Raw genomic sequence first — 20,578 nt, forward strand, 5'->3', positions numbered from 1 at the left:
CCCTGAGGGACCTGGAGTCCCTCAGGGAGGCCCCCACGGACAGTCGCGGGTCAGGCGTCGGAGCGGCGGCGTTGCAGGGTGAAGGTCTCGAAGGGGCGGAGCTGTCCGTCCGGGCCCGCGACCTCGTAGTACGTGACCCGCATCGACGTGGTTCCGCCGCGCCGCGTGCCGGGGTCGACGGTGAACGCCGCGAAGCCGTACGCGTGCGCGGCGTCCCGCGCGGCCGACCACGGCGCGTCCTCGGAGACGTACACCGGCGGCCGCTTGCCGGTCTTCGGGTCCGGCGCGCCGACGGCGGTGACGACGCGGCAGCGCGGCGGGGTGGTCAGCAGCTGGTTCGACGGCGCCGACGTCCCGCCGCCCCCGATGACCATGTGCACGGTGCCCTTGCCGGTGTCCACGACGTCGGTCTTCGTGTCCGCCGGGACGGGGGTGCGGGTCGCGTTCGGCGCGGCGCCCCGGATCGGGTGCGAGCGCTCGTAGTGGTGCTCGTGCCCGCACACCACGAGATCGACGCCGTAGCGGTCGAACAGCGGCACCCACTCCTCGCGGATGCCGAGGTCGGCACCGTTGAACTGGTCGGCGGTGCTGATCACGACCTGGTGCATGCAGATCACCACCCAGTCGACGCCGCGATCCCGCCGGGCCGCCGCGAGTTCCTTCTCCAGCCACGCCTTCTGCGCGCCGCGCGAGTAACCGCGGACGTAGCTGTCGCCCGCGTCCTGATAGCAGACGTCGTCGTTGGCGAGGCTGATCACGCGGACCGCGCCGACGGTGAAGGAGTACCAGAGCCCGCGCGTGACGTCTGTCTGCCCGGACGCCGGGGGCACCGAGAAGTACGTCTGGTACGCCGCGTAGCCGATCGGGCCGTTGCCCAGCTCGTTCTCGTGGTTGCCCGCCGACGGCATCCACGGCCGGTAGCGCGCGCTGCGGCTGTTGTTCGCCCAGAAGTCCCACCAGGTCCGGACCCGGTCGGTCGCGAGGTTGGCGTAGCAGAGGTCCCCGTTGAACAGGTGGAACAGCGGGCGGACGCGCTCGACCCCGGCGGTGGTGTCACCGGCGGCGGGCGAGCCGAGGTTGTCGTTGACGTACGGCGGGTTCGGCAGCGTGACACCGGAAGGCGGGGTGTAGCGCTTGCCGAGGGTGGGCGTGCCCTGGTCGCCGAAACTGGTGAAGGTGAACGCGGCCCGCCCGCGCGGCGCGGTGCGGAAGGTCGCCATCACCGGCTCGGCGCCGTCGTGCAGCGCGGCGTAGACGTACTCGGTGTCCGGCCGCAGGCCCCGCAACGGCGCGTGGTGGGCGTAGACGACCTGACCGGACTTGCCGTCGGTGTAGCTCACCGTTTTCGCGGGCACACTGCGCTCGTACCGTCCGTCGGGGTGCCCGAGCAGCGCGCGGGCGCGGCGCACCGGCTGGAGGGAGTGCCAGGAGACCACGACCTCGGCCGAGGCGTCCGAGCCGAACTGTAGGTGCGGGCCCGCGACGGCCGGGGTGTGCGCGGCGGCTTCCGGGGTGGGGCCGGTCGCCGCGAGTGTGGGATCGGCCACGGGATCGGCCGCGGCCTCCCCGGCGAGGGGCACCGCCAGTGCGGCACCCGCCGCGCCGGCCGCGGTGAGGAAGCCGCGACGGCTGATATGGGCGGTGAAGAGGGCTTTGTCGTCGGTCACCCCGACACGGTGCCCCGCGGCGGCACGCCGGGCTACCACGAGCTGGTGAACGACAGGGCACGAAAACGCCCGGAGGTGCCGGAAACCTCCGCCAATGTCCCGTCTATCCACAACGGACTCGAATGGAGGCTTAACGGCACTTCGCCTTCGGGGCGGGCCGTTCGCGTCTCGGCGGCACGTTTCTGTCGGTCCCCGCTCGTACTGTGTTCGGCAAGGGGGCCTTGGGGTGTCCTGAATCTTCCATTCATTCCTTCGCGGGGCTCTGAAGGCCACCTTGAGGGACTTGAAGTCCCTCAAGGTGGCCTTCAGAGCGTGTCGAGCAGGACGGTGAACATCGGTGCATCTTGGCAGCACCGCCGATTACTCGGTGGAGTTACCCCGTCGCCGTTTCGCGACCTCGCCGCGTGCGCTGCGTAGCCGTTTCAGGGTCGCGTCGACGTCTTCCGCGTCGTCGACCGCGGTGGCTTCGAGCGCGGCGTACTGCTCGGCCCGTCGGCGATCGCGGTAGGTCAGCAGATCGCGCAGCAGGATGCGCCGATGGGTGCCGACGCGCTCGAACGGGATCTCCTTGTCGTCGAGCAGCCGGATCACCGTCGGCCTGCTGACCCCCAGCAACTCCGCGGCCTGCTGGGTGGTCAGCGTCTGGGTCACCGGCGCGACGGAGACCGCGAGACCGTTCTGAAGTGCCTCCGCCACCTGTCGAAGCAGGCGATACATCTCGGCGGGCAGTTCGACACGGTCGTGCGGGGAGGCGCCGCTGAGGAAGCAGGGCATGTCCGGGCGCCCGCGTCCGGCGGCCTCGTGCGCCTTCAGGAAGTCGTCGACCTGAGTCAGCGGGGGAGGGCGGAGGCGCGCCAGGCGCCTTCCCCCGGATGCAACGGACGTCGCAGCGCGGAGGCCCGGTCCGCCCACCACGACGTGCGGCGGGCGGCGGGGCGTGGGGGCGGGGAGGCGGCGGCCGCGGCGACGACCGCGGTCAGCGCGGCCACCTCCGCGTCGCTCGGGTTGCCTCGGACGACCCGCAGCAGCGGGCGATCGGGAGATTCACTCATCACAGCCTCACAGCGGAATGTTGCCGTGCTTCTTCGGCGGCAGGGTTTCGCGCTTCTCCCGCAGCAGCGACAGCGCCCGCGCGACGTGACCTCGGGTGTGCGCGGGCACGATCACCGAGTCGACGTAGCCGCGTTCGGCCGCCGCGTACGGGTTCAGCAGCGTGTCCTCGTACTCCTGGATCAGCTCGGCCCGCAGCGCGTCGACATCGCGGCCCTCGGAAGCCGCGGCCGCCAATGTCTTGCGGTGCACGATGTTCGCCGCGCCCTGCGCGCCCATGACCGCGACCTGCGCGGTCGGCCACGCGAGGTTGACGTCGGCGCCGAGGTGCTTGGAGCCCATGACGTCGTAGGCGCCGCCGTAGGCCTTGCGCGTGATGATCGTGACCAGCGGGACGGTCGCCTCCGCGTAGGCGTAGATCAGCTTCGCGCCGCGCCGGATGATGCCGTTCCACTCCTGGTCGGTGCCGGGAAGGAAGCCCGGAACGTCCACAAAGGTCAGCACCGGGATGTTGAACGCGTCGCAGGTCCGCACGAACCGCGCGGCCTTCTCCGAGGCGTCGATGTCCAGGCAGCCGGCGAACTGGGTCGGCTGGTTCGCCACGACGCCGACGCTGTGCCCGTCCACCCGGCCGAACCCGACCAGGATGTTCGGTGCGAACAGCTCGTGCACCTCCAGGAACTCGCCGTCGTCGAGCACGCGGGTGATGACCTCGTGCATGTCGTACGGGGTGTTCGGCGAGTCCGGGATGATCGTGTCCAGCTCGCGGTCGGTGTCGGTGGCCTCGTCGAAGAACCCTCCCGTCGGCTCCGCGGTCTCGAACACCGGGGCCTCGGAGAGGTTGTTCGCGGGCAGGTACGACAGCAGTTCCTTGACGTAGGCGATGGCGTCCTCGTCGTCGGAGCCGAGGTAGTGCGCGACACCGGACTTCGTGTTGTGCGTCCGGCCGCCGCCGAGCTCCTCGAACGTGACGTCCTCGCCGGTGACCGTCTTGACCACGTCCGGGCCGGTGATGAACATCTGCGAGGTCTCGTCGACCATCACGACGAAGTCGGTCAGCGCGGGGGAGTAGACGTGCCCACCCGCGTTCGCGCCCATGATCAGCGAGATCTGCGGGATCACCCCGGACGCCTTGACGTTGCGGTTGAAGATCTCGCCGTAGAGCCCGAGCGAGACGACGCCCTCCTGGATGCGCGCGCCGCCGCCCTCGTTGATGCCGATGATCGGGCGGCCGGTCTTGATCGCCAGGTCCATCACCTTGACGATCTTTTCGCCGTAGACCTCGCCGAGCGAGCCGCCGAACACCGTGACGTCCTGGCTGAACACGCACACGCCGCGCCCGTCGACGGTGCCGTAGCCGGTCACCACCCCGTCGCCGTAGGGCCGGTTCTTCTCCTGGCCGAAGTTCGTCGAGCGGTGCCGGGCCAGCTCGTCCAGCTCCACGAACGAGTTCTCGTCGAGCAGCAGCTCGATGCGTTCGCGGGCGGTCTTCTTGCCCTTGGCGTGCTGTTTCTCCACCGCGCGGGCCCCGCCCGCGTGCACCGCCTCGTCGTACCGGCGATAGAGGTCGGCGAGCTTGCCGGCCGTGGTGTGGATGTCGGGTTCGTCCTCGGGCGGCGTCCCGAGCGGCTCCGTCGCACTGCTCATGAACCGGGAGCTTAGCTACTGCTTGGTCACTTCGGCGGTGTGGCGTACGCAACGTCACCCGGAGTTGCCGCCCGGGAAACGGCGCTGACCTGGGGAAATGTCAGTCAGCGCGGCGCCCGGTTGGCCCGGACGAGTCCCGATTCGTACGCCGCGATGACCAGTTGGGCGCGGTCGCGCGCGGCGAGCTTGTGCAGCAGCCGCCCGATATGGGTCTTCACCGTGGCGATCCCGAGGTGCAGATGCGCGGCGATCTCGTCGTTGGACAGCCCCCGCGCGACGAGCGTCAGCACCTCCCGCTCCCGGGACGTGACGCCGTCGAGCCCGGCCACGGCGGCTCCGCCGGGATCGGGCAGCCGCGCGAACTCGGCGATCAGCTGCCGCGTGACCGACGGCGCGAGCAGCCCGTCGCCGTTCGCGACCACCTCGATCGCGGAGAGCAGGCCGGCCGGTGGGGTGTCCTTGAGCAGGAAGCCGCTCGCCCCGGCCCGCAGCGCCGAGTAGACGTACGCGTCGAGGTCGAACGTGGTCAGGATCAGCACCCGCGTCGCGGCGGTTTCCTCATCGCCGCAGATGCGCCGGGTCGCCTCGATCCCGTCCATGCCCGGCATCCGGATGTCCATCAGCACGACGTCGGGTTTCTCCCGCCGCGCGAGCGCGACCGCCTCGGCGCCGTCCCCGGCCTCGCCGACGACGGTCAGGTCCGGCGCGCTGTCGACGAGCACCCGGAAGCTGCCGCGCAGCAACGCCTGGTCGTCGACGACGAGCACCCGGGTCACGCGGTCACCTCCGCGTCGGCGTAGGGCAGCCGGGCGAACACGCGGAAACCCTTGTCGGGCAAGGTTTCCGCGCTGAACTCGCCACCGTAGACGGCGACCCGCTCGCGCATCCCGATCATGCCGTGCCCCGGCGCGACGGGACCGTTCGCGCCGCCAGCGCCGTCGTCGGTCACCTCGACGCTCACCTGTCCCTCGTCACCGCGCACCAGCACCCGGCAGGCGCTCGCCCCGGCGTGTTTGACCACATTGGTCAGTGCCTCCTGCGTGATCCGGTACACCGATTGCCCCACGCCGGCGGGAAGTTCGGCTAATCCCTCGACGTCCAGTTCCACCGACGGCCCGGCCTGGCCCGTCCGTTCCGCGAGCGCCCGCAGATCGGCCAGCGTCGGCGCGGGCGCCAGCAGGGCCGGGGGTTCGTCGGTCCCGCCGCGCAGGACGCCGAGCATCCGGCGCAGTTCGGCCAGTGTCTCGCGGCTGGCGTCCTCGATGACCCGCAAGGCGTCGCGGGCCTCTTCGGGCTGTTCGAGGGCGACGTGGTTGCCGACCGCCGCCTTCACCGCGATGAGGCTCATGCTGTGCGCCACGACGTCGTGCATCTCGCGGGCGATCCGCAGCCGCTCCTCCGAAACCGCTTGGTGCGCATAGGTTTCCCGCAGCTGCTCGGCCTGTTCGCGACGGGTGAGCACCAGATAGCCCAGCGCGTAGGACACGCCGAACGCGGCGTTCCCGAAGGCGAGTGTCTCGAACTGTGCGGGCGAGGGGATGAACGTCGCGGCCAGGACCAGCCCGGCCACGGCGACGACCAGCGCGATGCGTGACTTCCGTGGTGGGCCGTAGGCGGTGTAGACGTAGAGCGCGCAGCCGGTCGCGACGAGCGGCACGGCCACGATCGGGCCGCCGATCGGCGCGGCGACCACGATCATCAGCAGCCCGGTCGTGAACGCGGGCAGCGGCCATGACCAGCGGAGCAGCAACGGGACCACGGACAGGCCCATGACCGTCCAGCCCAGCCAGGGTGGCATCCAGCCCGGCAGCGGCCAGGCCCCCGCCGCGAGGTTCCCGCCCGCGCCCACGGCCATCACCACCGCGGCCAGCGCGTCGGCGACGCGGTGGAACACCCGGGATCTCATGCCGACGAACCTAATCGCTCGCCCGGTCCGCGCGCGTCCACCCGGCGAAGGTCATCCCCCGGGCGGACGCACGGTGGGGTCAGTGGTTCCGGAGGGTGCGGGTGAAAGCGTGCCAGGCGGCTGGACGGACGGTGAGCATTCCGGTGTGGGGTGCCTTGGAGTCGCGCACGGCGGTGTACTGGTCGCTGGCGGCCACCTCTACACAGGCGCCGCCGTTGGAGCCGCTGTGGGAGGACTTGTGCCAGGGGAGGGCGACCTCGACGCAGTTTCCGTTGTTGGAGCCGCTGTAGGAGGATTTGCGCCAGGGGAGGGCGACCTCGACGCAGTGTCCGCCGTTGGAGGTGCTGTGGGAGGACTTGTGCCAGTTCAGGGGTGCCATTGGCTCGCGATCCTTTCGATCAGCTCGATGGACTGCCGGTTGGGCAGGGCGTCGGCGCGGAAGTAGTCGAACTGCGCTCGTAAGAAGGCTACGTCCTCGGCGCGCTCCACCACCTCGCCGCGTAGTTGGTTATCCACGTAGGCCACCTCGCGGCCGCCCTCGATGGCAGCCACGACGAACGGCCCGAGGAACTTGGCGTAGCACGGGGAGTCCAGCGGCACGATCTGGACGGCGATCCGGGGCCGCCGGGCCATCGTCGCCAGATGCGTCAGCTGCTCGGGCATGACGCGCTCATCACCGACTCGGTGGTGCAGGACGTATTCGGGCAGGAGCACGACCAGCATCGGCGGCACCTCGCTGTCCAGCACGCGCTGGCGCTCCAGCCGTTCGGCGACATGATCGTCGTTGTCCTGCACGGCCCTGGCGTACTCCTTGGTCTGCAACAGGCCAGGGATCACGGTGGGCTCGAAGGACAGCAATGTGGTGGCGCGTTCCTCGACGCTCACCCAGCGGTCCATCCACTCGTGGTCGACCTCGCGGGACACCAGCAGGTCGAGCATCCGGGCCAGGTACCCGTTGGTACCGCAGATCTCCTCGCAGTGCGCCAGGTCCGGGCTTTTCGGCGAGCGGCGGCCGGTCTCCCACATCGCGACCAGCGACTGGGACACGTACACGCGCTGGGCGAACGCTTCCTGGCTCAGCCCGGTCGCGCCCCGGGCCAGTGCCAGTTCGCGTCCCCAGATCTCCAGCGCGGTCGGGCGTCGATGGGCCATCGTCGGTGTGTCCTCACCCCGGCTTGAACGGATATGTCCCTGCGCATAGTAGTCGCGCGTGCCGCCACTGTAACCAAGGACACTCTGCTTACGGGGCCGGTCTCTGAAGGCCACCTTGAGGGACTTGAACGCCCTCAAGGTGGCCTTCAGAGACCTTGCTTCGTGTAGTGCTTGGTCAGTGCCTCGACGCGGTCGGCGGGCCAGGGCTCCGGCTCGACGCCGAACGTCGCGGCGAACAGGGCGGCCATGCGTTCGTGCCACGCGGCGAGTTCGGCCGCGAGCGCCGGATGGTCGCCGGGCAGGGTTTGCGTCAGTTCGGCGCGCACGCCGTCCAGCTCGTCGCGGACGAGTTCCCAGCGCACGCTTCCGGCCGGTTTTCCGTTGTCCAGCCAGGAGAATTCGAGAACACGCGGCGCGTCGGCGACGGTCACTTCGCCGGGCACGAGCCGTCCGTTGCCCGCGGCGGCCGGGGCCGGGTCGCCGGGCTTCAGCGGTTCGGGGGCGAGCAGCGGCCAGACCTCGTCGAGCGGTTTCCACACCAGGTCACGCCGGAAGCGGAGGACGCCGCCGTCGACCTCGCCCTCGCCGAGGTGCCATTCCTCGACGTAGGCGGCCATCCGGTCGTGCCAGTTCGTGGGCTGCACGGGGGTTTCGCCGGTGAGCCGCGCGGACAGGGCGTCCAGGCAGGTGTCCCAGCCCGCCGCGTTGCGCCCGGCCGCGAGCCGCGCGATCGCGGATTCGCCGCGGCCGAAGGTGTGCGTGAACTCCAGCAGGCAGCCGTCGCCGTCCGGGGTGAGCACCCACCGCAGCGCGTCGGAGTTCCAGCTGAACGCGAATTCCCTTGGCGCGTCGAAGGTCAGCACTTCGCCGTCGGTGCCCTTGTCCTCACCTTCAAAAGTGAACGTGAGGACGCCGCCGGGCCGCAGGTCGCCGCTCACCGCGGCGGGGAACCAGTGGGCGAGCTCGGCCGGGTCGGTGATGGTGCGCCAGACCTTCTCCGCGCGGTGCGCGAAACGGCGCTCGAAGCGCAGTACCGGGCGCTCGTCGACGGTTTCCAGCTGCGTGCTTCCGGACACGGCCGCCTCCTTCGTGGTTGCCTGTGCCCGTATATAACCACTGAGGAATATAGGCGTCAAGCGGAGCGGAGGGCGGCCACCGCCGAGGCCAAGTCGGGGTCGCTCTCGGCCTTGGCGAGCGCGGTGGCCAGCACGTCGAGGTAGGTCGGTTCGGCGTCGGCGTAGCGCTTGTGGCCCTCTATGGTGATCACCGAGTAGACGCCGCGGCGGTCGTCTTCGCAGATGTCCCGGAAGGTCAGCCCGGCGTCTTCGAGCCGCCCCACCATGCGGCTGACCGAGCTCTGGTTGAGGCCGATGGCCTCGGCGAGATCCTGCATCCGCATCCCGCTCTTCGGCGACTCCGTGAGCTTGCCGAGCGCGCGGTACTCGGAGAGGCCGAGCCCGTGTTTCCGGTGCAGCGCCTTGGACAGCTCCTGCTCGACGCGCGCGTGCAGCACGAGCAGGCGGCTCCAGGCCTGTGCGTCGGCGGTCATGTGTCCTCCACGGTCCGGGCCCCTTGACTTCAAGTATATGCAGTGACAGTCTTTGTGTGTACATGCATATAACTCAGGTGAACGGAGTCCCGATGTCCGATCGGAGCTATCTCTTCCTGCTGGGCGCCGCTCGCGCGGGTGGCAACACCGAGATCCTGGCCCGCCGGGCCGCGAAGGAACTGCCGAAAACGGCCGAGCAGCGATGGATCCGGCTGCCCGAGGTGCCGCTGGAGCCGTTCGAGGACCGGCGGCACGGCGTGGGCGAGCACGCCGTGCCCGAGGGCAACGAGCGGCTGCTCATGGACGCGACCTTCGCCGCGACCGACCTGGTGATCGCGTCGCCGGTCTACTGGTACAGCGTGGCCGCGAGCGTGAAGCTCTACCTCGACTACTGGTCCGGCTGGATGCGCCGTCCCGAAGCCGAGTTCAAGGCGCGGATGCGGGGCAAGACGCTGTGGGGTGTCAGCGTGCTCAGCGAGGAACGCGAGCAGGCGGACCCGCTCGTCGGCACGCTGCGCAAGACCGCCGACTACCTGTCGATGCACTGGGGCGGCGTGCTGATCGGCAACGGCAGCAGGCCCGGCGACATCCTGGTCGACTCACAGACCCTCGGCGAGGCCGAAACCTTCTTCGCGTCCGCAGACCTCGTCAAAGCCTAGTGCCGCCTCGCTGCGCCGGGGGAGGTCCGTGAATGCCACATTGAGGGACTCAGAGTCCCTCAATGTGGCATTCACGGACCTACGGGCGCGGGGTGACGTGGCGGTTCTTTTCGATCCGCTTCATGTGCTTGTGGCCCCAGTCGCCGAGTGGCGCGAGCGCCGTGTTGAGCGATTTTCCCAACGGCGTCAGCGAGTATTCGACCTTCGGCGGGATCTCGTGGAACACCTCGCGGTGCACGATCTCGTCGGCCTCCAGTTCGCGCAGCGACTGGATGAGCATCTTCTCGCTGATGCCTTCGATTTCCCGCTTCACCTCGCCGAAGCGCCGTGGCCCGGCGTGCAGGGCCCAGAGGATCAGCACCTTCCATTTCCCGCCGATGACGTCGACCGCCGCGTCGAGCCCGCACAGGTACATTCCCGCCGACCGCATGCCGGGTCTCCTTGCTGTGCTTGATGCTTACCTTTTAGTGGGTACCTGACTCTAAAGTAGGTACTTGATCACAGTAAAGCGCACAAGCAGCATTGCGGACATGCCAGAGAACACGAAACCGGCCGTCACCGTCATCGGCCTCGGACCCATGGGGCGCGCGATGGCGGGCGCCTTTCTCGACCACGGCCACCCGGTGACGGTGTGGAACCGCACCGCGAGCAAGGCCGACGAACTGGTGGCCAGGGGAGCCATCCGGGCGGCCACGATCGGCGAGGCGCTGGGCGCCGCCGAGCTGATCGTGCTGAGCCTGACCGACTACGACGTGCTGTACGCCCTGCTCGAACCGGTCGCGGAAGCCTTGTCCGGCAAGGTGATCGCGAACCTCACCTCCGACACCCCCGGCCGGGCGCGGGAGGCCGCCCGGTGGTTCGCCGAGCGCGGCGCCCGGCAGCTGACCGGTGGTGTGCAGACACCGCCGACGGAGATCGGCAACCCCGAAGCGTCCATTTTCTACAGTGGACCCGAAGACGTCTTCGCGGCGCATCGGGACACCCTCGCCGTGCTGTCCGGGACCGACTACCGCGGTGCGGACCCCGGACTCGCGGCGTTGTACTACCAGCTCCAGATGGATCTGTTCTGGCCGTCGGTGGTGGCCTACGTGCACGCGCTCGCGGTGGCCCGCGCGAACGGCATCACCGCCGCCGAATTCGAGCCCTACGCCCTGTCGATGCTGAAAACCGTCACCGAGGGCATCGGCTACGTCTCGGCCCGGATCGACTCCGGCGAGTACCCCGGCGACCTCGAACGGCTCGCTATGGGAGAGGCGAGCGTGCGGCACGTCGTGCACACCGCGGAAGAGGCGGGCGTCGATTCCTCACTGCCGTCGGCCGTACTGGACGCGTTCCGGCGCGGCGTCGCGGCGGGACACGGTGAGGACAGCTTCACCAGCCTTGTCGAGGTGTTCGCGAAGGGGACTGTCTAGCCGTCGGCCAGATGCGCCCGGAGGCCGGTGACCCCGGGCGCGATCTCCGGCCGCAGCACCAGATCCTCGTCGTAGTCGCTGCCGTGCTGCGCGCGGAACGGCAGCGGCTCGGTGACTTCCCACGTCTTGAGCCGGTCGCGCAGTTCGGCGACGGCCTGTGCGTAGTGGTCGTCGGAAACCCGGTTCGCGCCGTACACGGCGAGGGGCGGCAGCACGGACATCCCGGTGTACCACAGGGCTCCGTGCTGCAGCCCGAACAACAGCTCGTCCATCGCCCCGTTGACCCCGCGCGGCCCGAAGGTCGGTTCGGGGCCTCCGGCGGTGACGAGCACCATCGCGCGCTTGCCTTCGAGCACGCCTTCGCCGTAGCGCCGGACACGGCCGTCGGCGGCGCGGGTGCCGTAGCCGAAGCCCTTGACGAAGACCCGGTCGAACCAGCCCTTGAGAATCGCGGGCATTCCGTACCACCACAGGGGGAACTGGATGATCACGGCGTCGGCCCAGCGCAGTTTTTCCTGCTCCGCGACGATGTCCGCACTCAACGTCTGTTCCGTGAAGGCCTGTTCCGAGCGAGGGCCGACGAAGAACCGCTCGTTCGGATCGGCGGCGTAGTCCTCGTGGCCGACGACCGGGTTCCAGCGCATGGCGTACAGATCGGACTCCCGGACCTCGTGTCCGAGCGCGCGCAGCGCGTCGACACCTTCGTCGCGCAACGCGCCGTTCAGCGAGCGTGGTTCGGGATGGGCGGAGATCCACAAGACGTTCATGGGTTCCATGGTCGCCATCGGGACACTGCCGAAAAAGTGGCCCGATGGCCATCCTATGCAAGAATCAAGCCATGGCCGTTTTCACCCACCCCGGACGTCATCGCGTGGCGGTGCTGGTCCGCCACGGCATGCTCGTGATGGAGCTCGGCATCGTGCACCGGCTGTTCCGCCAGGCCCGCGCCGCCGATGGGACCCCGCTTTACGAGGTCGTCACCTGCACGCCGGAACCCGGCGAGGTCCGCACCGACACCGACCTCACCCTCACCGTCGCCCAGGGGCCGGAGGCGCTGGCGGAGGCGGACACCGTGCTCGTCCCGGCCGCCGTGATCGAGTACGAGCCGAACGCGCGGGTGCTCACCCCGCCCATCGAACGCGCGCTCGCGATGATCCGGCCCGGCACCCGGATCGCGTCGATCTGCACCGGCGCGTTCCTGCTCGCCGCGGCCGGGCTGCTCGACGGCCGCCGTGCCACCACGCACTGGCGTTCGGCGTGCGAGTTCCAGACCCGCTTCCCCCAGGTCGAGGTCGACGCCGACGTGCTCTACACCGACGACGGGAACGTGCTGACCTCGGCGGGGGTGGCGTCGGGCATCGACCTGTGCCTGCACATGATCCGCCGCGACCACGGCGCCGCCGTCGCCAACGACGTCGCGCGCGGCACCGTGGTCTCCCCGCACCGCGAAGGCGGGCAGGCACAGTTCATCGTGCGCCCGGTGCCCGAGACCGCGACCTCGTCGACGGCCGCCGCGCGGGCGTGGGCGCTGGAACACTTGCACCGGCCACTGACCCTGCGCGAGCTGGCGGCGCGGGAGTCGATGAGCACCCGGACCTTCACCCGGCGTTTCCGCGAGGAGGTCGGGATGTCCGCGGTGCAGTGGCTGACGCAGCAGCGCGTCGAACGGGCGCGGCAGTTGCTGGAGGAGTCCGACCTGCCGATCGACCGGGTCGCGGAGGAGGCCGGGTTCGGCACGGCGGCGTCGATGCGCCAGCACCTGCAGGCCGCGCTCGGCGTGTCCCCGAGCGCCTACCGGACGACGTTCCGCAGCGCGGTCTGAACGGTCGTCCCCGATCCCGACCGTCGAGAGGGGAACGTGGTTGGCGAGCCGGGGAGTGTGCGGGGAGATGCCGAGTGTGAACACGGCCGTGATCGGTACGGCTTTCGGGCCGGTCTTTCGGGCAACAACGGGACAGCGGTCCCATGTGCCCGGGACACCCGGCCCGGCAGGGTGATGGGGCGGCGGGGTGGGACCTCCGCAGTAGTTCGAGGGGAATGGGGAGCGATGTTCGAACCGAACCGGACACCAGTGGTCGTCCGCGCCACCGATCCGATCCTGCACAACGGCGTCTGCCTGGCACTGAGTTCGCGCGACGAGGTCCGGGTGGTGGCCGAGACCACCGCGGAGCCGACGATGGTCGCGCTGCTGGTCGCCGACCGGCTCGACGAGGGGATGACACAGCTGCTGTCCGCGTTGCACTGTCAGGGATTCACCCGCATCGTGCTGGTCGCGGGTGAGGTCGACGGCAACGAGATCCTCAGCGCGGTCGAGCACGGGGTCTGCGCGGTCGCCCGCCGCGCCGACGCCGGGCCCGAGGCGCTGGTGCGACTGATCAAGGCCGCCGCGGCGGGGGAGGGCGCGCTGCCGCCCGACCTGCTGGGCGGGCTGCTGAACCGGGTGTCCCGCCTGCAACGCCAGGTGCTGCAACCGCGCGGGCTGCACCTGGGCGGGATGAGCAGCCGGGAGACCGAGGTGCTCAAGCTCGTCGCTTCGGGGTTTTCGACCCAGGAGATCGCCGACCAGCTGTGCTACTCACAGCGGACGGTGAAGAGCATCCTGCACGACGTCACCAACCGGTTCCAGCTGCGCAACCGGTCGCACGCGGTGGCCTACGCGTTACGGGAAGGGCTGATCTAGGCCATGATCGCCCAGGTCGACGAGGCGTTGTGCCTGCTCATCCGGCCTCATCTGCCCGAGGGGACGGAAATCCGGCTGGACCCGCCGAAACCGGCCTGGGAGAAGGAAAACCGGGGCCGGAGCCTGGAGTTGTTCCTCTTCTCCCTGCACGCCGCGACGGCCGAGGAAGCGGGGGGCCGTGACGCCGGTTCCGGGGGTACCGGCGTCACTCCCGCCCGCCGCTGCACACTGTCCTATTTGGTCACCGCGCGGGCGGGCCGGGTGCACGAGGAACACACGCTGCTCGACGCCGCGCTGTGTGCCGTGGTGGCGGCGGACCATGTCCCGGCGGGTCTGCTGCCCGCCGGGGCCGGGGCGGGCTGCCTGCCGCTGCGCCTGTCCCTCGCGAGCACCGACCCGACGGATCTGTGGCCCAGCTTCGGCATTCCCGCCCGCGCCGCCTTCGTGGTCAGCGTGACCGCCGGGGTCACCGGGTAGTCAGCGGGGCACGCGTTCGGCGGGCCAGCGGACCTCGCCGACGTCACCGGGGCGCGGGATCTTCAGGAACAGGCTGAACACCGCGGGGCGTTTGCCGGACAGTTCGAGCCTGCCGCCGTCGGCCTCGACGAGTGCCCTGGCGAGCGCGAGCCCGACGCCGGTCGAACCGCCGCCGGAGAACCCGCGCTCGAAGATGTGCGGGGCGAGTTCGTCGGGCACGCCGGAACCGGTGTCGCCGACCTCGATCACGACGGTGCCGTCCGCGTCGCCGCGCCGGGCGGCGAGCGAAACGGTGCCCGCGCCGTGCTGGAGCGCGTTGTCCAGCAGCACACCGATCACCTCGCGCAACCGCGCGGGGGTGACGCGCACGGTGAGCCCGTCGGCGATCTTCAGCCGGAGGTTGCGGCCCTGCGCGCGCAGCAGCTGCCGCCACTCCTGTGACATCTCGGGCAGCGCCTCGGACAGTTCGACCGGTTCCGCGCCGACCTCGCGCGCGGCGCGCGCGGCGGCGAGCAGTTCGTCGAGCGCTTCGGCGAGCCGGTCGGCCTGTTCCTGCGCGGCCTTGGACTCCTCGGCGACCTCGGTGTCGGGGTGCACGGTGAGCGGTTCCAGCCGTAGCTGCAAAGCGGTGAGCCTGCTGCGCAGCTGGTGGGAGACGTCGCCGACGAGCTGGCGTTCCCGCTGCACGAGCTGGGCCAGCGCGCTGCCGGAGGCGTCGAGCGCCTCGGCGACCATGTCGAGCTCGCCGACGCCGTAGCGGCTGGGGTCGGGCCGGAAGTCGCCGCCGCCGAGCTTGGCGGCGCGTTCGGCGACGTGCCGCAGCGGGCGGGCGAGCCGGCGCGCGGTGACGGTGGCGACCACGGCGCCGGTGCCCACCGAAAGCACGACGAGGAGCACGACGAGCAGGGTCACCTGGGTCTGGCGGGCGTGCATCGGACCGGCCGGGATGGACAGCACGACCGTGCCCTCCCTGGCGATCGGGACGCTCTCGGTGATCGCGGACGGGCCCGGCGGGGTGCCGTAGCGTTTCTCGATCAGCCCGTTCGCGCGCACGGTGAGCTGGCCGTTGGGCGGCACGGCGGCGCGGACCTGGTCGAGGTCGATCTCCTGGCCGTTGGCGAGCTCGTTGTCGAGGATGGCCGCGACGCCCCGGGCGTTGGAGGCGAGGTTCTCCCGGTAGAAGTTCTCCACCAGCCGCCAGGTGGTGATCCCGAGCGGGATGCCCAGCACCGCGGCGGTGACCGTCACGGCGAGCAGGATCGCGAGCAGGATCCGGCGGCGCATCGTCATGGGATCATCACTCGGTGTTGAAGCGGAAGCCGACGCCGCGGACGGTGGCGATCCGGCGTTCGCCGTCGCCGGAGTGGACCGACGGGGACTTCGCGGGCCGCCCGGCCGCCTCGTCGGCGGCGATCGAGAGCTTCCGGCGCAGCCAGGACATGTGCATGTCGAGCGTCTTGGAGGTCTTCGACTCGAGGTCGTTCCAGACCTCGGCGAGGATCTCGTCGCGGCTGACGACCTGGCCGGCGCGGCTCATCAGCACGCGCAGCAGCTCGAACTCCTTGTTGGCCAGCTGGACCTCGCGCAGGTCGACGGTGACCAGCCGGGCACCGAGGTCCATCCGCACGCCGCCCGCCTCCAGCACCTCCGGCGCGCGGCGGCGCAGCAGCGCGCGGATACGGGCGAGCAGCTCGGCGAGCCGGAACGGCTTGGCGACGTAGTCGTCGGCGCCGGCGTCGAGGCCGACGACGAAGTCGACCTCGTCGGTGCGCGCGGTGAGCATCAGGACCGGCATCTCGGTGCCGCTCGCGCGCAGTCTGCGGCAGACCTCGAGACCGTCCATCGCGGGCAGCCCGAGATCCAGGACGAGCAGGTCGACGCGGTGGGCGGCGGTGGCGTCGAGCACGGACGGCCCGTCGGTGACCACCTCGACTTCGTAGCCTTCGCGTTCCAGTGCCCGGGACAGCGGTTCGGCGATGGCGGGATCGTCTTCGGCAAGTAGGACCATGCTCACCTGGTCGACTTTACGGCCACGGGCCGTGAAACCATCGTGACCGTGCCTGGATACCGCCATGATCTTGACCTCGCGACCCGGCTGGCCGACGCGGCCGACGCCATCACGACCGCCCGCTTCCGCGCGCTGGACCTCGCCGTGGAGCGCAAACCGGACCGCACGCCGGTGACCGACGCGGACACCGCGGTCGAGGACGCGATCAGGGAGGTCCTGGGCGCGGAACGTCCCGGGGACGACGTCGCGGGCGAGGAACGCGGTGGCACCGTGGGCGCCACCGGGCGGGCCTGGGTGGTCGACCCGATCGACGGGACCAAGAACTTCCTGCGCGGGGTACCCGTCTGGGCGACCCTCATCGCCCTGGTGGAGGACGGCTCCCCCGTGGTGGGGATGATCAGCGCGCCGCTGCTCGGCCGCCGCTGGTGGGCCGCGCTCGGCGAGGGCGCCTGGGGCCGGGACGCGGCGGGTGAGCGCAGGCTGTCGGTCTCGGCGGTGTCGTCGCTCGAAGACGCGTATGTGTCCACCACCGACCTCGGCTCATGGACCGAACACCACTCGCGCGAGCGCTATCTGGCGTTCGTCGACGCGTGCTGGGAGAGCCGGGCGTTCGGCGACTTCTGGCAGCACTGCCTGGTCGCCGAGGGCGCGCTGGACGTCGCCGCCGAGTGCATTGTGAACCCGTGGGACGTCGCCGCGGCGCAGATCATCGTGACCGAGGCGGGCGGGCGTTTCACCGACCTGGGCGGACAGGCCCGGTACGACGGCGGGAGCGCGCTGTCCACCAACGGCCTGGTCCACGACGCCGCCCTGACCCTGCTGCGCACCTGACCGGTTCTCGCATCGCGGCGGACGCGCGCCGTGAAGGCCTTCAGCGGTCCGTGAATGCCACATTGAGGGACTCTGAGTCCCTCAATGTGGCATTCACGGACCACCCCTGACCTGCGGAAAGAGAGCAAGGGACCTTTGCTGCCGCCTCGCAGGGCGTGGCTCAGCCGGGCAGGAGGCCGACGGCGCCGCGGGCGACCTGGGCCCAGGCGAGCCTGCCGAACAGGTAGTGGCAGGCGACCTGCTCGCTGCTGAACCGCGCCCAGTCGTACCGGTTGCCCTGCTCGCGCCAGAACACCTCCCACGACGGGCCCGCGTCACCGCTCGCGTCCCCGCCCCGCAGCACGCACCAGGCGTTGTCCGTCTCGGCCCCGATCGACACCACCTCGGGCGGCACGCCCAGCGCGGTGAGCCAGCGCATGATCGACTGCGTGTTCATCGTTCCTCCGCCGTGACATCCGCCGTGACATCCGCCAGGAACCCCAGCGTCACCAGCTCGTCCGCGCCCAGCACGGCACGCAGCCGCGTCCCGCCGCCGGGTTGCCCGAACCACGCCGGCGACACCGACCGCCACATCGGCACCGGCCGGGTCACGCGGTAGCGCCGGTACCCACCGTCCACAGCGGACGGTGGCAGCGAGCGCCGCGCGAACGGTGTCCCGTCGACGGCGAAGACGCGGCCTTCGGCACCGCCGAAGCGGTCGAGCAGGGCGCCCTCCGGCAGGAGGACGGGCTCCTCGGACCACGACCCGGCCCGCGGCCAGTCCCGCTCCTCGGTACCGGACGCCGGTTCGTGGTCGCCGATCAGGTCCGCGGGCGGCGTCGCCGAGGGCGCCGTGGCCGAGCGGCGGAAGCCGGCACGCACGTTCTCGAACGCCGAGGTGTCGTCGAGCAGTTCGGTGTCGGGGTGATCGAACGGTCCCACCGCCCCGGCGTCGCCGGGCAGCGGCAGCTGCCGGGCCGGACGGTCGGTGGCGACCGGCAGGTGACCGATCGGGAACAGGTGCACGAGGAAGAGCGCGACGACGCTCTCCCGTTCGGTCCGCGGCGCCCCGAGCGGCGGCCTGCCCGGCGGCGCGGGCGGGCGCGGCGCGACCGGAGCCACCGGCGCGACCGGAGGCAGCGGTGGCGGCGGGATCGCGGCGGACACCGCCTGCGGCCACGGCGCGGGCGCGCCGAACCCGGACGGCGGCGTCGGCACCTCGTCGAAACCACGGGAATCCAGCAGGCCGCCGTACTGCGGCGGCACCTGGACCGGACCGGTCTCCACTTCGGTGTCGCCCGGCACTGGCGACGACGGCGGCTCGGTCACGGCACCCCCTCCGGCTCGGTCGTCCCGCCATCGGCAGAAGGGCGGCACAGGATTCGACGCATCTTGCCCCTGCCCGGTTCCGTTCGCAGCGGACATTTCCCTGATCGGGGGAGAACTCACCCAGGTCTCCGCGCGTCGGCGAGCCATCGCCGCACGAGCGCCCGTCCCGGGCCGCGCCGCTCGACGACCTCGAAACCCGCGCCGAGGAACATCTTGACCGTGCCGTGGTAGAGATCGGTGCCCGGCCGCTTCCCGGTCACCTCGACCGGATAGCCCTCGACGGCCTCCGCGCCGCCCCGCGCCGCGAAATCCACGGCCGCGGAAAGCAGCTCCGCCCCCAGCCCGCGCCGCCGTCCGCGCCGGTGCACGAAGAAGCAGGTCACCGACCACACCCGGACGTCGGCGGGCACCGTCGTCGCGGCGATCGGGGACCGCTTCAGCCGCGGGTTGTCGGGACGAGGGGACACCGCGACCCAGCCGAGCGGTTCGCCGTCCACCAGCGCGAGCAGCCCCAGCGGCCTGCCCGCGTCCGCTTCGCCCCGGACGTGCTCCTTGCGCCCGTCGCGCCCGAGCCGTTTGAACTCGGGGCCGGGCAGCCGGAAGAACGCGCACCAGCAGCCGCCCTGCACCCCGCCGGGCCCGAACAGCCGCTCGAACAACGGCCAGGTCTCACCGGTCAGCTCGGCGAAGCTCGTCATCCCGCCAGCGCGTTCACCACACGGGACGGGCTCGGCCTGCCGAGCCTTCCCGCCATCCACACGCTGGTCTCCACGAGCGCGTCCAGGTTCACGCCATGCTCGATGCCCAGCCCGTCGAGCATCCACACGAGGTCCTCGGTGGCCAGGTTCCCGGTCGCCGACTCCGCGTACGGGCAGCCGCCGAGCCCGCCCGCCGAGGAGTCCACAGTGGACACACCACAGCGGAGCGCGGCGAGGGTGTTCGACAGCGCCTGGCCGTAGGTGTCGTGGAAGTGCACGGCGAGCGCGCCGACCTCGGTACCGGCCTCGCGGTAGCCCGAGATCAGCGCTTCGACCTGGCCGGGGGTGGCGACGCCGATCGTGTCGCCCAGCGACAGCTGCGAGCAGCCGAGGTCGAGCAGCCGCTTGCCGACCTTGACGACCTGCTCGGCGGGCACCACGCCCTCCCACGGGTCGCCGAAGCACATCGACAGGTAGCCGCGTACTTCGAGTCCCTCGGCGCGGGCCCGGGTGACGACCGGTTCGAACATCGCGAACTGGTCGTCCACAGTGGAATTGAGATTGCGCTGTGCGAAGGTCTCGGTGGCGCTGGCGAAGATCGCGATGTGCGCGACACCGGCCTCCAGCGCGCGGTCCAGGCCGCGTTCGTTCGGCACCAGCACGGGGTAGCGGACGCCGTCGCGGCGGTCGAGACCCGCCAGCAGTTGCTCGGCGTCGGCCAGCTGCGGCACCCACTTCGGGTGCACGAAACTGGTCGCCTCCAGCGTGGTGAGCCCGGCGCCGGCGAGCCGGTCGAGGAACTCCAGCTTCACTTCGACCGGCACGATCGACTTCTCGTTCTGCAGCCCGTCCCTCGGCCCGACCTCCCAGATGGTCACCTGGTTCGGCAGCCCGGTGCGGCTGGGGACGACCGCAGGCAGTCCCGCTTCGCGCGCGCCCATCAGGCCCTCCGGTTTCCCCGCGGCGGATGCCCCTGCGGGGGCAGGGGCTCGGTGTCCTGCGGCCCGCCCTCGCGGTAGTCGTCGTACGGGTTGTCGTTGACCTCGCGGTAGATCACGGTGTGCACGTGCTCGACCTTCGGGATGTCGTCGAAGCGCAGCGGCTCGTGCGAGGCCGACTCGATGATCAGCGTGCCGCAGCCGAAGATCCGGTCGGTGAGCCCGTGCTCGAACTGCACGCTGTTGATCCGCGACATCGGGATGTCGATGCCGGTGCGCTTGAGCACGCCCTCGCGCGCGATCAGCCGGTCGGTGGTGACGATGAAGTGCGTCGTGCGCCACCGCACCAGCGGGGCCAGGAACAGCCACACCACCAGCACGAGCGCGACGACGGCGAGCGCGATCAGCCCGACGGAGTTCCACGGCGCGGCCGCGCCCTTGGCCAGTATCGCGAGCCAGCCGCCCCCGCCGAGGACGACGATCAGCGCGATGAACGGCCAGATCAGCATCTTGAAATGCGGGTGACTGTGCACTATGACGCGCTCCTGCTCGCTGAGCAGGTCGTCCGGATAGGCCACGGCGGACGCTCCCCTGGG

General features: G+C 70.8%; 25 protein-coding genes. 6 read left to right on the top strand and 19 right to left on the bottom strand.

Translation table 11 applies throughout. The features are described 5' to 3' along the window. Positions 1-50: 50 nt before the first annotated feature. From ABD987_RS23360 to ABD987_RS23405, 10 genes are all read right to left on the bottom strand, one after another. The gene (locus ABD987_RS23360) at positions 51-1,667 is read right to left on the bottom strand and encodes a purple acid phosphatase family protein (RefSeq protein ID WP_345397365.1); all 1,617 of its coding nucleotides are present in this window, start codon (positions 1,665-1,667) and stop codon (positions 51-53) included. Between the two features lie 360 nt (positions 1,668-2,027). Beyond that, a complete protein-coding gene (locus ABD987_RS23365; protein WP_345397368.1) occupies positions 2,028-2,441 on the bottom strand; it encodes a helix-turn-helix domain-containing protein in 414 nt (137 codons plus the stop codon). A gap of 56 nt (positions 2,442-2,497) precedes the next feature. Beyond that, positions 2,498-2,719: an acyl-CoA carboxylase epsilon subunit gene (locus ABD987_RS23370; protein ID WP_345397371.1), complete on the bottom strand. Its 222-nt coding sequence runs from the start codon at positions 2,717-2,719 to the stop codon at positions 2,498-2,500. A 7-nt stretch (positions 2,720-2,726) separates the two neighbouring features. After that, on the bottom strand, positions 2,727-4,364 hold the full coding sequence (locus ABD987_RS23375) for an acyl-CoA carboxylase subunit beta (protein WP_345397374.1): 1,638 nt from the start codon (positions 4,362-4,364) through the stop codon (positions 2,727-2,729). Positions 4,365-4,468: 104 nt separating this feature from the next. Further along, on the bottom strand, positions 4,469-5,140 hold the full coding sequence (locus ABD987_RS23380; protein ID WP_345397377.1) for a response regulator: 672 nt from the start codon (positions 5,138-5,140) through the stop codon (positions 4,469-4,471). Further along, positions 5,137-6,270 (bottom strand): sensor histidine kinase, encoded by a 1,134-nt coding sequence (locus ABD987_RS23385; protein WP_345397380.1) that lies wholly within the window; start codon positions 6,268-6,270, stop codon positions 5,137-5,139. The genes ABD987_RS23380 and ABD987_RS23385 overlap by 4 nt, the downstream gene beginning before the upstream one ends. Before the next feature lie 79 nt (positions 6,271-6,349). Next, a complete protein-coding gene (locus tag ABD987_RS23390; protein WP_345397383.1) occupies positions 6,350-6,649 on the bottom strand; it encodes a DUF397 domain-containing protein in 300 nt (99 codons plus the stop codon). Then, positions 6,637-7,422 carry a helix-turn-helix domain-containing protein gene (locus ABD987_RS23395; RefSeq protein ID WP_345397386.1) on the bottom strand — a complete coding sequence of 262 codons (786 nt, stop codon included), beginning with the start codon at positions 7,420-7,422 and terminating at the stop codon, positions 6,637-6,639. The genes ABD987_RS23390 and ABD987_RS23395 overlap by 13 nt, the downstream gene beginning before the upstream one ends. A gap of 146 nt (positions 7,423-7,568) precedes the next feature. Beyond that, positions 7,569-8,498 (bottom strand): SRPBCC family protein, encoded by a 930-nt coding sequence (locus tag ABD987_RS23400; protein ID WP_345397389.1) that lies wholly within the window; start codon positions 8,496-8,498, stop codon positions 7,569-7,571. Between the two features lie 56 nt (positions 8,499-8,554). Further along, entirely contained in the window at positions 8,555-8,971 is a 417-nt protein-coding gene (locus ABD987_RS23405; RefSeq protein ID WP_345397392.1) for a MarR family winged helix-turn-helix transcriptional regulator, read from the bottom strand. A 92-nt stretch (positions 8,972-9,063) separates the two neighbouring features. Here ABD987_RS23405 and ABD987_RS23410 point away from each other — a divergent pair, with 92 nt between their 5' ends. Beyond that, positions 9,064-9,630 (top strand): flavodoxin family protein, encoded by a 567-nt coding sequence (locus ABD987_RS23410; RefSeq protein WP_345397395.1) that lies wholly within the window; start codon positions 9,064-9,066, stop codon positions 9,628-9,630. A 79-nt stretch (positions 9,631-9,709) separates the two neighbouring features. On the opposite strand, the gene ABD987_RS23415 is transcribed toward ABD987_RS23410, so the two are convergent. Continuing rightward, complete coding sequence (locus ABD987_RS23415; RefSeq protein WP_345397398.1) at positions 9,710-10,060, bottom strand: winged helix-turn-helix transcriptional regulator; 351 nt, start codon at positions 10,058-10,060, stop codon at positions 9,710-9,712. A gap of 100 nt (positions 10,061-10,160) precedes the next feature. Between ABD987_RS23415 and ABD987_RS23420 the strand changes: the two genes are divergently transcribed. Continuing rightward, positions 10,161-11,042, top strand: coding sequence for an NAD(P)-dependent oxidoreductase (locus ABD987_RS23420; protein WP_345397401.1), 882 nt, complete (start codon positions 10,161-10,163; stop codon positions 11,040-11,042). Here the strand turns inward: ABD987_RS23420 and ABD987_RS23425 are convergent. Further along, positions 11,039-11,809, bottom strand: coding sequence for an NAD(P)H-dependent oxidoreductase (locus ABD987_RS23425; RefSeq protein ID WP_345397404.1), 771 nt, complete (start codon positions 11,807-11,809; stop codon positions 11,039-11,041). The two genes, ABD987_RS23420 and ABD987_RS23425, sit on opposite strands and share 4 nt — an antisense overlap. Before the next feature lie 71 nt (positions 11,810-11,880). On the opposite strand from ABD987_RS23425, the gene ABD987_RS23430 reads away from it, so the two are divergent. The 3 genes from ABD987_RS23430 to ABD987_RS23440 all read left to right on the top strand — a co-directional run bounded on the left by ABD987_RS23430 (position 11,881) and on the right by ABD987_RS23440 (position 14,199). Then, positions 11,881-12,864: a GlxA family transcriptional regulator gene (locus tag ABD987_RS23430; RefSeq protein ID WP_345397407.1), complete on the top strand. Its 984-nt coding sequence runs from the start codon at positions 11,881-11,883 to the stop codon at positions 12,862-12,864. 225 nt (positions 12,865-13,089) lie between these two features. Next, positions 13,090-13,722, top strand: coding sequence for a helix-turn-helix transcriptional regulator (locus tag ABD987_RS23435; RefSeq protein ID WP_345397410.1), 633 nt, complete (start codon positions 13,090-13,092; stop codon positions 13,720-13,722). A 3-nt stretch (positions 13,723-13,725) separates the two neighbouring features. Next, positions 13,726-14,199, top strand: a complete 474-nt coding sequence (locus ABD987_RS23440; RefSeq protein ID WP_345397413.1) for a Pvc16 family protein — start codon at positions 13,726-13,728, stop codon at positions 14,197-14,199. On the opposite strand, the gene ABD987_RS23445 is transcribed toward ABD987_RS23440, so the two are convergent. Both ABD987_RS23445 and ABD987_RS23450 read right to left on the bottom strand, forming a co-directional pair. Further along, on the bottom strand, positions 14,200-15,483 hold the full coding sequence (locus ABD987_RS23445; RefSeq protein ID WP_345397546.1) for an ATP-binding protein: 1,284 nt from the start codon (positions 15,481-15,483) through the stop codon (positions 14,200-14,202). 13 nt (positions 15,484-15,496) lie between these two features. Further along, entirely contained in the window at positions 15,497-16,207 is a 711-nt protein-coding gene (locus ABD987_RS23450; RefSeq protein WP_345397549.1) for a response regulator transcription factor, read from the bottom strand. 42 nt (positions 16,208-16,249) lie between these two features. On the opposite strand from ABD987_RS23450, the gene hisN reads away from it, so the two are divergent. Continuing rightward, a complete protein-coding gene (gene hisN / locus ABD987_RS23455) occupies positions 16,250-17,038 on the top strand; it encodes a histidinol-phosphatase (protein WP_345397416.1) in 789 nt (262 codons plus the stop codon). A gap of 160 nt (positions 17,039-17,198) precedes the next feature. Here hisN and ABD987_RS23460 read toward each other — a convergent pair whose 3' ends face one another. From ABD987_RS23460 to ABD987_RS23480, 5 genes are all read right to left on the bottom strand, one after another. Next, on the bottom strand, positions 17,199-17,474 hold the full coding sequence (locus ABD987_RS23460) for a hypothetical protein (protein ID WP_345397419.1): 276 nt from the start codon (positions 17,472-17,474) through the stop codon (positions 17,199-17,201). Beyond that, positions 17,471-18,346, bottom strand: a complete 876-nt coding sequence (locus ABD987_RS23465; protein ID WP_345397422.1) for a TNT domain-containing protein — start codon at positions 18,344-18,346, stop codon at positions 17,471-17,473. Before ABD987_RS23465 ends, ABD987_RS23460 begins: the two co-directional genes overlap by 4 nt. A gap of 116 nt (positions 18,347-18,462) precedes the next feature. Then, positions 18,463-19,044 (bottom strand): GNAT family N-acetyltransferase, encoded by a 582-nt coding sequence (locus ABD987_RS23470; protein ID WP_345397425.1) that lies wholly within the window; start codon positions 19,042-19,044, stop codon positions 18,463-18,465. Beyond that, positions 19,041-19,985 carry a hydroxymethylglutaryl-CoA lyase gene (locus ABD987_RS23475; RefSeq protein ID WP_345397428.1) on the bottom strand — a complete coding sequence of 315 codons (945 nt, stop codon included), beginning with the start codon at positions 19,983-19,985 and terminating at the stop codon, positions 19,041-19,043. Before ABD987_RS23475 ends, ABD987_RS23470 begins: the two co-directional genes overlap by 4 nt. Then, entirely contained in the window at positions 19,985-20,560 is a 576-nt protein-coding gene (locus tag ABD987_RS23480; protein ID WP_345397431.1) for a PH domain-containing protein, read from the bottom strand. Before ABD987_RS23480 ends, ABD987_RS23475 begins: the two co-directional genes overlap by 1 nt. Positions 20,561-20,578 lie beyond the last annotated feature (18 nt).

This window comes from Amycolatopsis samaneae (assembly GCF_039541975.1).
GTDB lineage: Bacteria > Actinomycetota > Actinomycetes > Mycobacteriales > Pseudonocardiaceae > Amycolatopsis > Amycolatopsis samaneae.